The sequence below is a fragment of the Acidovorax sp. KPB24-07 genome (assembly GCF_057543315.1).
The window spans coordinates 1-10,765 of record NZ_BAAJYS010000122.1; the positions used below are offsets into that span (position 1 = coordinate 1).

Consider the following 10,765-nt stretch of genomic DNA (forward strand, 5'->3'; position numbering starts at 1 on the left):
CGCGGAAATGCATCGCACGGGGCCCTGTGGGCATCGCGCGGCAGGCGCCGCGCTCCCGGCGGTGCCGCCGTTCAGTTCGCCGGCGTGGAGGCCGGTGCCAAAGCAGGCGCCGCAGCCGGTTCGGCCGCTGGCGTTTCCACCCCGGCGTTCGCGGCGGGCGGCATCGGAAATCCGGTGACGGCCGGCGGGCGGGGGACCGGGGCGGGGATGGTGACGGGCATGGGCAGGATCTCGTGCACCTCTCCGGATTCGCGGGCCTCTTTCTTCGCGGTTTCGTTGGCGACCGTGGGCGGCACGGCGGGCGATGCCTGTCCCACCTGCTCGCGCGCGGCGGGCACGAAGCGGTCGAACAGCTGGAAGAAGCGGTCGTAGAAGCGCGGGTCGGTCACCGTCTCGCTGCCCACCTTGACGAGCGTGTCGTCGCTCGCGGAAAACGGCAGCGACACCGAGCCCAGCGCGCCCACGCCGAGCGAGGCGGAGTTGTTGATCTTCTTGATGACGTAGCGGTCCTGCAGGGCGCTGGCGAAGGCGGCGGTGCGGGTCTTGTCGCCACCCTCGGTGGCGCAGACGACGCGCATCTCGACCTCGTAGTGGATGTCGCTGGACGGCTGGAAGTACTTGCGCCCGGCCACCACTTCGGCGCTGGCGGTGCTCACCAGGTAGCCCTGGCTCAGGAGGGCGCGGCGGGCGCCTTCGCACACGCGCGCCTGCGGTGCATTGATGTGGCGGGTGTGCATGCTGGCGCTGTCGAAGTCGTCCGGGTCGAAGCGCGGCGTGCGGTCCAGGCCGGGGACCGAGCTGGAAGCGCAACCGGCCAGGGCGGCGACGAGCGCAGCGGACAGCGCGAGCACCCAGACGGTGCGGGGATGGCGCGAAGGCATGGGGCTTGAAGGTGATGGACGAAAAGTAGGCATGGCGATTCCCTGATCAGCGTGCATTGTGAAGGCTGCGAAAGACGCGTCCGGACAAAGGGATGTAACCCCGCGCAACCGGCGCGGGGGCGGCTGCACATGGGATGCGGCAGCGCCGCGCGGGTTCCGGCCGCGCAACCCCGTGCGCGGGGGCACCTTGTAAAAACGGCAGGCATCCCCAGGCCGATCCAATGCGCGTGAAGCGCCGATTCGCGTGCTCAAAAGCCCTTGAAATGCAGCGCGCCACACACATTTGTGGACCATGCGGCGAACGACCCGGGAGCCGCGAAGACACTGTTTTTCCAGGAGTTTTTCCATGATTTTCGCCCCCGTGATCCGCCGCGCCGCTTTCAACGCCCCCCGCTCCGCCGACGTGGCCCTGCAGCGCTTTTTGAACCATACCCTGGCCACCCCGGCCGCCGCCGGCTACACCGTGCAGCAGGACGAAAAGACCGTCACCCTGCAGATGGATCTGCCCGGCCTGAGCCGTGACCAATTGCAGCTGACCATCGAAGGCAATCAGGTGCGCCTGACCAGCGTGGAGGGTGCGCCGCGCCAGGTGCAGCGCGCCTGGGAGCTGCCGGCGGACATCGACGTGTCCACCAGCTCCGCCAAGCTGGAAAACGGCGTGCTGACGCTGGTGCTGGGCAAGGTGGTGCCGGTGAGCCGCGCCACGCAGCTGGCCATCGGCTGACCCTGGCCCGCATCCGCTGCGGATGTGGCGCCGGCAAGGCGTTCGCATCGAACGCCTCGCCGCGCCACTCGGCCGGTTTTCACGAGCGCCCTGGCCGCCACGCCAGGGCGCTTTTTCATGTGCGCAGGCGCATCGCCGCCAGCTGTGGCCGGGTGGCCTGCGCGATCACTGCAGCGTATCGAGCGGCCAGCGCGGCTTGACGTCGAAGGCGTAGTCGCGGTTGGCCTGCTGGCGGCCGGCCTGCAGGCGCATGGCGGCGGCCATGGCGATCATGGCGCCGTTGTCGGTGCACAGGTGCAGCTCGGGGTAGTGCACGCGCACCTGGGCGCGGGCGCAGGCGGCATTGAGCTGCTCGCGCAGGTGCCGGTTGGCCCCCACGCCGCCCGCCACCACCACGCGGCGCAGCCCGGTCTGCTGCAGCGCGGCGGCCGTCTTGCGCACCAGTACGTCCACGATGGCGGCCTGCGTGCTGGCGGCCAGGTCGGCCTTGCGCGCGTCGAGGTCGTCGCCCAGCTTGCGCGCCTGGGTGAGCACGGCGGTCTTGAGGCCGGCGAACGAGAAATCGAGGTTGCCGCTGTGCAGCAGCGGTCGCGGCAGCTTGAAGGCGGCCGGGTCGCCCTGCTCGGCCAGCCGCGACAGCGCGGGCCCGCCGGGATAGCCCAGGCCCATCAGCTTGGCGGATTTGTCGAATGCCTCGCCCGCGGCGTCGTCGATGGTCTCGCCCAGCATTTCGTAGCGGCCCACGCCGTCCACGCGCATCAGCTGCGTGTGGCCGCCCGAGACCAGCAGCGCGATGAAGGGAAATTCCGGCGGGTCCGCGCTGAGGAAGGGCGACAGCAGGTGCCCTTCGAGGTGGTGCACGCCCAGCACGGGCTTGTCGAGCGCGGCGCCCAGGGCGCAGGCCACGCCGGCGCCCACGAGCAGCGCGCCGGCCAGCCCCGGGCCGCGCGTGTAGGCCACCACATCCACGTCGGCCAGGCGCCGGCCGGATTCGGCCAACACGGTTTCCGTCAGCGGCAGCACGCGGCGGATGTGGTCGCGGCTGGCCAGTTCGGGCACCACGCCGCCGTAGGCCTGGTGCATTTCGATCTGGCTGTGCAGGGCATGGGCGAGCAGCGTGGGCACCCCGTCGCCGGTGGGCGACTGCACCAGCGCCAAGCCGGTTTCGTCGCAGGAGGATTCGATTCCGAGGATCAACAGACTCATGCGCCCGAGTGTAGGACCTGGGGCCCGCCCCTCCCCGCCCCGTGGAATGGCGCGGCCTCGGACGCCGTGGTGGCGCCGGGCGGCGGCCCGCTCACCAGCGGTCGGAGCGCATGCGCAGTTCCCAGTTGCCGGCGCGCAGGCTGTACACACCCACGGCGCCGTAGCGCTGCTCGCCCTTTTCGTCCCAGGTCATGGTGCCGGTGACGGGCGCGTAGCCGTTGATGGCCCGCAGGGCCTTGGTGATCTCCTTCGGATCGGCGGACTTGGCCTGCTTGATGGCGGCCGACAGCACGTAGGTGGCGTCGTAGCTGTAGTGGCCGCCGTAGGCGGGCGGCTTCTTGAACGCGGTGTTGTAGCGGTCCAGGAACTGGCGGCCGGTGATGAACTCGCGCGCCTCCAGCACGGGCGAGGTGGCATAGATGGCCGTGACCATCCCCATGCCCTTGACCATGTCGGTGGTCTTGATGGTATCGCCGCCCAGCACGGACAGCTGGGTGTAGTTGATCTTCTGCAGCGCCTGCAGCAGCGCCAGCACCTGGAAGTCGTTGAGCGTGGTGACGATCACGCCCACCTTCGCCGTCTGGATGCGGCGGGCCACCTCGTCGAAATCCGTGGTCTTGTCGTCGAACGACTGGCGCACGGTGACTTCCTTCTTCTCCGTCGCCAGCTGCTTGGCCGCGCCATCGGCCAGGCCCTTGCCGTAGGGCGTGCCGTCGTCCAGCACGGCGTAGCTGGCGGTGCTGAGCTGCGTGGCCGCGAACGAGCCCATGGCGCGGGCCTGCAGGTTGTCATTGGCCACCAGGCGCAAGGTGGTCTGCAGGCCCAGTTCGGTGAAGCGCGGGTTGGTGGAGATGGCCAGCTGCGCGATGCCCTTTTCGGCATAGATGGGCGCCGCCGCGATGCTGACGCCCGAATTGAGGTTGCCGATGACCGCCACCACGCCGGACTCCACCAGCTGCTGCGCGGCTTTCTTGCCGGAGTCGGCGTCGGCCCGGTCGTCCTGCGCGACCACTTCCAGGGTGACGGTCTTGCCATCGACCGTGAAGCCGGACTTGTTGAGCTCCTGCACCGCCAGCGTCACGCCGTTGAGCATATCCTGCCCCAGCGCGCCGAGCGGCCCCGACAGCGGCTGGGCCACGCCGATCTTGATGGTGTCGGGCACCTTGCTGCACCCTGCCCCCAACGTGGCGGCCAGCGCCGCGATCGCCAGCAGCGCGGCACGCCTGCTTCCTTGTGTGCTCATAGACCCAGCTCCAATCCATTCAGTGGTTTACATGTATCCGGATGTATATAAGACCGAAGAGTCTTACGCTATCGGGTAACCCCTGCTCCATAGCAAGTTACATCCATTAGCAATTTCCGTCCCAGGCCGAAAGCGGTGCTAATGCACCCGCACAGTGCGCTTTCAGGTATCCGCGGCGATCCATCGGGGTTTTCACCCCGCCGGCGCACCAGCATGGGCGTATTTATTGCTTAAGCTTGGGGCATGACCGACTCCCTGCGCATCGTGGTGGTGGCCCCCGACCTGGCGGTGGGCGCCGAGGACGACGAGCACGCCCAGCTGCAGGCCGAGCGCTCGCGGGCGCTGCGCATCGGCCTGCTGGAAAACAACTTCAATCTGGTGGCCACGCTGCCGGCCGACGTGTTCCTGAGCGAGCGGCTCGCGCAGCTGCAGCCCGACCTGGTGATCGTGGACGCCGAGAGCGACGCCCGCGACGCGCTGGAGCACGTGGTGATGGCCACCCGCGATGCGCCCCGCGCCATCGTGATGTTCACCAACGACGACGATCCCTCCCACGTGCGGCAGGCAGTGGCCGCGGGCGTGTCGGCCTACATCGTGGCCGGGCTGTCGCCCCAGCGCATCCGCCCGATCCTGGACGTGGCGATGGCGCGCTTTCAGCACGAGCAGGCCCTGCGCGCCGAACTGGCCGATGCGCGCAGCGAGCTGAAGGACCGCAAGACCATCGACCGCGCCAAGGGCCTGCTGATGCAGCGCCAGGGCCTGACCGAACAGGCCGCCTACGACAAGCTGCGCAAGAGCGCGATGGACAAGGGCATGAAGCTGGTCGAGGTGGCCCAGCGCATGCTGGACGTGGCGGACCTGCTGGGCTGACCGGCGCGGCCGGCGGCGCTGCACAAGGGCAGTGCGGCACTGCACCATCGCGCGGCTTCCGTGCCCGGCCCTGCACGCGCCGCGGCCCGCTTTGGCCCAGGGCCACGCGGCGCCCGGCGCCGGACGGTTCGAGCCAAAAAAGGCCTCCAGCGCAATCAACACTAGGGCATATCGCTACAAAAAAAAATAGCAAATAGCCCGCATGGCCCGCTCTGGCACAAGGCTTGCAATGACGGAGGCAAGACCAACGTTGGTCGATTGCCAGGCCCCACCCAATGGCGGGTGCGACCTGGCAGAACCCGGACAAAGGCGTCCCCACCGCTCGCGGCGCTGCCCCCAAGGCAGCCTGCGGGCGTGTGAGGACGCCTTTTTTGTTTTTCACGTTGCCAGCCAAGCCAAGGGATGCCTTCCATGACCGACCTGTCCAAAACCAGTCTCCACCGCCGCACCGTGCTGCAGGCCGCCGCCGTGGGGGCCGTGGGCGTGAGCCCCGCGCTGCGCTCCATGGTGCATGCAGCCGGCTCCGACGCGCCGGAAAAGAAGGAAGTCAAGATCGGCTTCATCCCCCTCACCGACTGCGCCAGCGTGGTGATGGCCTCGGTGCTGGGCATCGACCAGAAGTACGGTGTGAAGATCGTGCCCTCCAAGGAAGCGAGCTGGGCGGGCGTGCGCGACAAGCTGGCCAACGGCGAGCTGGACTTCGCCCACGTGCTGTACGGCCTGGTGTACGGCGTGCACTTGGGTGTCGGCGGCCCCAAGAAGGACATGGCCGTGCTCATGACCCTGAACAACAACGGCCAGGCCATCACGCTGAGCAAGAAGCTCGCCGATGCCGGCGCGGTGGACGGCGCGGGCCTGGCCCAGCTCATGGCCAAGGAAAAGCGCGAATACACCTTCGCGCAGACCTTCCCCACCGGCACGCACGCCATGTGGCTGTACTACTGGCTGGCCGCCAACGGCATCGACCCGCTCAAGGGGGCCAAGGTCATCACCGTGCCGCCGCCGCAGATGGTGGCCAACATGCGCGTGGGCAACATGGACGGCTTCTGCGTGGGCGAGCCCTGGAACCACCGCGCCATCATGGACGGCATCGGCGTCACCGCCACCACCACGCAGGACATCTGGAAGGACCACCCCGAGAAGGTGCTGGGCACCACGTCGGAGTTCGTGCAGAAGTACCCCAACACCGCGCGCGCCGTGACGGCCGCCATCCTGGAGGCCGGCCGCTGGATCGACGAGGGCCTCGCCAACAAGAACAAGATGGCCGAAACCATCGCCGGCAAGGCCTACGTGAACACCAGCGTGGACGCCATCAACCAGCGCATCCTGGGCCGCTACCAGAACGGACTGGGCAAGACCTGGGACGACCCCAACTACATGAAGTTCTACAACGACGGCGCGGTGAACTTCCCCTACCTGTCCGACGGCATGTGGTTCCTCACGCAGCACAAGCGCTGGGGCCTGCTCAAGGACCACCCGGACTACCTGGCCGTCGCCAAGTCGATCAACCGCACCGAGCTGTACAAGCAGGCCGCCACTGCCGCCAAGGTTCCCCTGCCCAAGAGCGACATGCGCTCCAGCAAGTTGATGGACGGCGTCGTCTGGGACGGCAAGGACCCGGCCAAGTACGCCGACAGCTTCAAGATCAAGGCCTGACCCCGGGCCCCGCCCGAGCCGCCCGCCCCCAGCCCCCGCCAGGAGAATCCCACCATGGTCAGCGCCGTCTTCCACGCCCCGCCGGAGCCCACCCCAGCCGCGGCCCCTTCTGCTATGCAAACGATAGCAACACCGGCAATCAAAACGCCGGCATCGGGGCAAAAACCACTGCAGTCCGCCCCGCCCAGCCCGCCGCGGGCGCCGCGCGACTGGGCGGCCGCCTCGCGCGCCTTCTGGCTCGCCGTGCTGCCGCCGGCCTGCGGCCTGGGCCTCTTGATCGGGCTGTGGGCCGTGGTGTCCTCCACCACCGGGCAGAGCATTCCCGGCCCGCTGGAGACCTGGAAGCAGGCGCTGGAAGTCTTCAGCAACCCCTTCTACCGCAACGGCCCCAACGACCAGGGCGTGGGCTGGAACGTGCTCGCCTCGCTGGAGCGCGTGGCGGTCGGCTTCGGGCTGGCGGCGCTGGTGGGCATTCCCGCGGGCTTCGTGATCGGGCGGTTCCACTTCCTCTCGCGCATGTTCAACCCGCTCATCAGCCTGCTGCGGCCCGTGTCGCCGCTGGCGTGGCTGCCCATCGGCCTGCTGGTGTTCAAGGGCGCCAACCCGGCCGCCATCTGGACCATCTTCATCTGCTCGATCTGGCCCATGGTCATCAACACCGCGGTGGGCGTGCAGCGCGTGCCGCAGGACTACATGAACGTGGCCCGCGTGCTCAACCTCTCGGAATGGAAGATCGCCACCACCATCCTGTTCCCCGCAGTGCTGCCCTACATGCTGACCGGCGTGCGCCTGGCCGTGGGCACCGCCTGGCTCGTGATCGTGGCGGCCGAGATGCTGACCGGCGGCGTGGGCATCGGGTTCTGGGTCTGGGACGAGTGGAACAACCTGAACGTCAAGAACATCATCATCGCGATCTTCGTGATCGGCATCGTCGGGCTGCTGCTCGAATACGCCCTGGTCAAGCTGGCCACGGCATTCACGTTCGAAGAGGTGAAGGCATGAACAACCCCGCGAAATTCATCGAGGTCCAGGGCGTCGCCCAGACCTTCAAGACCGCCAAGGGGCTGTTTCCGGCGCTCAAGGGCATCGACCTGTCCATCGCCAAGGGCGAGTTCGTCGCCCTCATCGGACACTCGGGCTGCGGCAAGTCCACCTTGCTCAACCTGATCGCCGGACTCACCGTGCCCACCGCCGGCGCGCTGCTGTGCGCCAACAAGGAGATCAAGGGCCCCGGCCCCGAGCGCGCGGTGGTGTTCCAGAACCATTCCCTGCTGCCCTGGCTGACCTGCGAAGGCAACGTGCACCTGGCGGTCGAGCGCGTGTTCGGCAAGCGGGAACCGAAGGCCCAGCTCAAGGCCCGCACCGAGGCCGCGCTGGCCATGGTGGGCCTCACGCACGCGGCGCAAAAGCGCCCCGGCGAGATCTCGGGCGGCATGAAGCAGCGCGTGGGCATCGCCCGGGCGCTGTCGATGGAGCCCCAGGTGCTGCTGATGGACGAGCCCTTCGGCGCGCTGGACGCCCTCACCCGCGCCAAGCTGCAGGACGAGCTGCTGGAGATCGTGGCGCGCACGCAGAGCACGGTGGTCATGGTCACCCACGACGTGGACGAGGCCGTGCTGCTGTCCGACAAGATCGTGATGATGACCAACGGCCCGGCCGCCACCATCGGCGAGGTGCTGGCGGTGGACATCCCGCGCCCGCGCAACCGCGTGGCCCTGGCCGAAGACCCGCGCTACCTGCGCAGCCGCAAGGCGGTGATCGATTTCCTGTACACGCGCCAGGCGCATGTGGAGAAGGCGGCCTGAGGCAGCGGCGGCCCCGCAGGCACGGCACCGCGCAGGCCGTGCGCTCCGATTGTTTTTCATGTTTTATCAGATCGTTTAAGCAATTTTCAGGGATTTTTCAATCTGTTAGAAAGCCGTCCCCATAATATCGCGCAGTGGCCCGTGCGCCACCGTGAAAATCCTGATTCCAGTTCAGCACCCCGATCAGGGGAATGGAATATCACGATATTTGCGCATTATTCACCAAAACGGGGATTAGCGATGCCATGGCGGACCAGAAAATCACCACCATTGACCATGGTGCCGGCGTCAACGCCACGCTCAGCAGCGTTCATTACCCCGGGGACCATTGCAACCTGCCGAAAAGGCGGGTAATCCACACCGGAAGCAGCGATGGCGACTACATCCGGGTGCTTGCCATCACGAAAGATCCCGCAGGGGCTTTGACGGTGGCCTGGTCCCCTTTCTGAGGCTGCGCCCGCGCCCATCGCCGCGCACGCCACCGCCGCCCAGGAAGCGCTGAGCCCCTGGGCGGGCCCCTCCGCCCTGCCGGCCTCGGCAGATCGCAACCCTTGAAACGCCCTCCACCATGACCCCGACCCCCATTCCGTCCGTGCCGCGCTCGATTTCCATCGAGGACACGCAAGCCCATCACCTGCAGCTGTTGAACCCCGCCCAACCAGCGCTCGGGGCTTCGCCTTCCACCCGGCCCGACGCACCGGCGCTGCAGACCTTCAACGGCTACTACACCCTTGGAAACGCCCAGGGCGCCTTTTTGGCGGTCGACACCAACATGGTGTTTCAAGCAGGCACCATCGCCCCTGCGTACCACGTGTCGCTGATCATCTCGCTGGACGGAACCTCCGCCACCCGCTACCCCTTCACGGGAAGCTTCGACGGCAAGACCCTGCACCAGACGTCCGACCAGGGGCTCACGGTCGAGCTGGAGTTCACCCGCGCGGGCGACACGTACGGGCCGGTGGCCTTCTGTTTGGGAAGCATCACCTTGCCGAAGCAAACGAAGGTCGATGTCTCCGGCGCCACCTACAACAACCCCATTGCAGCCGCCCTCTTCGCCGGCGATTACGTCGATACGGCGACTGGAAAAAAGGTGATGCGGATCGGGTCGGACAACCAGCTGCAGTACGACCCTGGCACCACCGGGAATCTCCAGCCGGTGCACACCTATGCGTACAACCTGAACATGTACTTCTTCACGGTCGCCCAGGGCAGCGAGACCGTGTCGCTCATCATGGGCACCGCTGCCGAGCAGGGTTTCGCCTGCAACAACATGGTGACCGATGGGCAAAAGCCCGCGCAGATCCGGTCGCTCGTCACCATTCCCCAGGCCGCGAAACCCGACTTCGCGCTGTACGACCTCAGCGGGTGCGAACTGGCGGATTTCAGCGGCTACTATCCCTTCCAATTCGACATCGAGACCCTGCAAAGCCGGTCTTTCGTCTCCATCCAGGCGCAATACGCAACGCTGCTGCCGGGCACCGACTGGGATCTGAATTTCGTGGCCATCAGCATTTCAACGGATGGCATCAATTCCCAGGCCTATTATTTCAATCCATTCACAATGAGTTTCAAGGATGGCATTCTGGACATGCCCGAGCAGAATATCCACCTGCAACTCACCCGAAAATACGATCCCGCCAATGGATCGCTGGTTCAAATGAGCGGCACGATCAACGGACAGAAAATAACGGGATCGACCCCCTTCAACCCCGTTCCATTATCTGCCTTCGCTGGCCAGCCCCTCACCAACCGCCTGGGCGACCGGCTCGCGGTGAATGGCGAAAACAGCGTGACCTACAACGGCGATAATGTCAAAGGCATTATCTACGTCCCTTTGATGTACATCTTGGCCTACCCCGTCGGCAATCCCGACGTGGTGATGTCTTTCGGCACCGATGGCGCCCATGGCACCGCGTGCATCGTGACCACGAAGGCCAATACCCCGACGCGGGCCACCACGACGGTCTGGGCCATTCCCTCATAAGGGACGTGGTCCGACGGGTGGCGCGGCCGCCGGGCCGTCAGGCGGGGTCGTCCAGCCAGCCCCGCACCACCCCGTTCGTCCAGCCGAACCCGTCCTGCAGCGGGTATTCGCCGCCATCGCCTCCGGTGGAGGGGCTGTCGCCGGATTCGCACAGCGAGTATTTTTTCGACCAGCTTGCCCTCGTGGTCGTACACGTCCTGCACGGTTTTGACCCAGCGCGTGCGGATGTCGTCCGACAGCTGGCGGCAGCTTTCGTCGGCCGCGCCGTAGGCGGCGAAGCCTTCCACCGCCATCCACTGCAGCGGCGCCCAGCCGTTGGGGCGGTCCCACTGCTCGCCGCTGGCGGTCTCCGAGGTGGACAGGCCGCCCCGCACCAGCAGGCGCCGGCGCACGGTT

At 67.1% G+C, this 10,765-nt stretch carries 10 protein-coding genes; 6 read left to right on the top strand and 4 right to left on the bottom strand.

Annotated elements, in window-relative coordinates; translation table 11 throughout:
• Positions 1 to 71 precede the first annotated feature (71 nt).
• On the bottom strand, positions 72 to 881 hold the full coding sequence (locus AC27IQ_RS13640) for a DUF2242 domain-containing protein (protein WP_487089783.1): 810 nt from the start codon (positions 879 to 881) through the stop codon (positions 72 to 74).
• Positions 882 to 1,227: 346 nt separating this feature from the next.
• Between AC27IQ_RS13640 and AC27IQ_RS13645 the strand changes: the two genes are divergently transcribed.
• A complete protein-coding gene (locus tag AC27IQ_RS13645) occupies positions 1,228 to 1,605 on the top strand; it encodes an Hsp20/alpha crystallin family protein (protein WP_284403044.1) in 378 nt (125 codons plus the stop codon).
• Positions 1,606 to 1,770: 165 nt separating this feature from the next.
• Here AC27IQ_RS13645 and tsaD read toward each other — a convergent pair whose 3' ends face one another.
• Together tsaD and AC27IQ_RS13655 are read right to left on the bottom strand one after the other, a co-directional pair.
• Positions 1,771 to 2,811, bottom strand: coding sequence for a tRNA (adenosine(37)-N6)-threonylcarbamoyltransferase complex transferase subunit TsaD (gene tsaD / locus AC27IQ_RS13650; RefSeq protein WP_487089784.1), 1,041 nt, complete (start codon positions 2,809 to 2,811; stop codon positions 1,771 to 1,773).
• A 91-nt stretch (positions 2,812 to 2,902) separates the two neighbouring features.
• Positions 2,903 to 4,054: a branched-chain amino acid ABC transporter substrate-binding protein gene (locus AC27IQ_RS13655; protein ID WP_284411791.1), complete on the bottom strand. Its 1,152-nt coding sequence runs from the start codon at positions 4,052 to 4,054 to the stop codon at positions 2,903 to 2,905.
• Positions 4,055 to 4,297: 243 nt separating this feature from the next.
• Between AC27IQ_RS13655 and AC27IQ_RS13660 the strand changes: the two genes are divergently transcribed.
• The 5 genes from AC27IQ_RS13660 (at position 4,298) to AC27IQ_RS13680 (ending at position 8,834) form a co-directional block, all read left to right on the top strand.
• Positions 4,298 to 4,924, top strand: coding sequence for an ANTAR domain-containing response regulator (locus AC27IQ_RS13660; RefSeq protein ID WP_272568327.1), 627 nt, complete (start codon positions 4,298 to 4,300; stop codon positions 4,922 to 4,924).
• A 411-nt stretch (positions 4,925 to 5,335) separates the two neighbouring features.
• On the top strand, positions 5,336 to 6,580 hold the full coding sequence (locus AC27IQ_RS13665; protein WP_487089785.1) for a CmpA/NrtA family ABC transporter substrate-binding protein: 1,245 nt from the start codon (positions 5,336 to 5,338) through the stop codon (positions 6,578 to 6,580).
• Between the two features lie 54 nt (positions 6,581 to 6,634).
• The gene (gene ntrB, locus AC27IQ_RS13670) at positions 6,635 to 7,582 is read left to right on the top strand and encodes a nitrate ABC transporter permease (RefSeq protein WP_092745760.1); all 948 of its coding nucleotides are present in this window, start codon (positions 6,635 to 6,637) and stop codon (positions 7,580 to 7,582) included.
• On the top strand, positions 7,579 to 8,385 hold the full coding sequence (locus AC27IQ_RS13675) for an ABC transporter ATP-binding protein (protein ID WP_284411785.1): 807 nt from the start codon (positions 7,579 to 7,581) through the stop codon (positions 8,383 to 8,385). Before ntrB ends, AC27IQ_RS13675 begins: the two co-directional genes overlap by 4 nt.
• Before the next feature lie 191 nt (positions 8,386 to 8,576).
• The gene (locus AC27IQ_RS13680) at positions 8,577 to 8,834 is read left to right on the top strand and encodes a hypothetical protein (RefSeq protein ID WP_487089786.1); all 258 of its coding nucleotides are present in this window, start codon (positions 8,577 to 8,579) and stop codon (positions 8,832 to 8,834) included.
• Between the two features lie 1,402 nt (positions 8,835 to 10,236).
• Here AC27IQ_RS13680 and AC27IQ_RS13685 read toward each other — a convergent pair.
• Positions 10,237 to 10,765: trehalase family glycosidase (locus AC27IQ_RS13685; RefSeq protein WP_487089787.1), on the bottom strand; the 529-nt coding region annotated here is incomplete at its 5' end.